1 protein-coding gene is annotated in these 1019 nt (G+C 54.7%); it reads right to left on the bottom strand.

What is annotated here, in order from left to right; all coding sequences use genetic code 11:
* A partial coding sequence (gene ltrA, locus ABEA92_RS31325; protein WP_345689822.1) for a group II intron reverse transcriptase/maturase occupies window positions 1–875 on the bottom strand: 875 nt, incomplete at its 3' end.
* Between the last annotated feature and the right edge of the window lie 144 nt (window positions 876–1019).

Below are 1019 nucleotides of genomic sequence, written 5' to 3'. Positions count from 1 at the left end.
CGGCCGAAACGGAGCAATTTCGTCTTCTCCTCGGCTAACTCTAACGAATACCGACCAAGACGTTTGGTCAACACCTCACGAAAACGCAACGCGTCCGATTCTCGCTCGAACGTGCAGATGAAATCGTCCGCAAAGCGAATGATCGAGGCCCCGCCTTTGAGACGAGGCTTCACCTGCTGCTCGAACCACTCGTCCAGCACGTAGTGCAAGTACACATTGGCTAGCAGTGGAGAAAGAACCGAACCCTGCGCGACGCCTTCCGTGGTGGCGTAACGTTGGTCTTGAATCATCACTCCGGCGTGCAGAAACTTGGTGATCAGCCGCAGCATGCGAGAGTCTTCAATACGTCGCCCGAGAAGCTCTTGGAGCTTCCCAAAATCAACGTGGTCAAAGAACCCTTTAATGTCCGCGTCGAGCACCCAGTTGACTCGCCGGCGTGTGATTGTCTGGCCCAGATCGGCCAGTGCTTGGTGGCAGCTTCGCTTGGGGCGGTAACCGTACGAGGTATCATGAAAATCCACCTCGTAGATGCGTTCCAAGACCATGACAATCGCCCGCTGGACGACCTTATCTTCCACGCAAGCGATTCCTAAAGGTCGCGTTTTACCCTCTCCCTTGGGAATGTCTCGGTGTAAACTCGGCTGAGGACGATAGTTGCCGCGATGGATTCGATCTTCGAGAGCTTGCAAGTTGCCTTGCAAATTTTCTTCGTAATCGTCCACCGTGACACCATCGATCCCCGGTGCTTTGTCTCGCTTGAGTCGTCGGAAAGCGTAGAACAGCAGTTCGGTATTGAGCAACGAAAAGAGGTTACTAAACGTCGCTGCTGCGTTGCCTTCCGCTCTCGTGGTGATGCGATCCAGTCGATCAGACACCGGCGTTCCACTTCTGCGAGTGGCAGGTGGTCGGCTGGAATCGCGTGTCGGCCTGACCGCCTTCCCTCGTTCGGCATTACCCGAAGTCAACGGTACTATGCAGTCATCCGATTCCCAAAGAGTCATTTGCCTCTGTTGCCTTTT

The organism is Novipirellula caenicola (genome assembly GCF_039545035.1).
Lineage (GTDB): Bacteria > Planctomycetota > Planctomycetia > Pirellulales > Pirellulaceae > Novipirellula > Novipirellula caenicola.
Note: the sequence above shows the minus strand (reverse complement) of the source record. Positions and strands in the feature narration are given on the sequence as shown.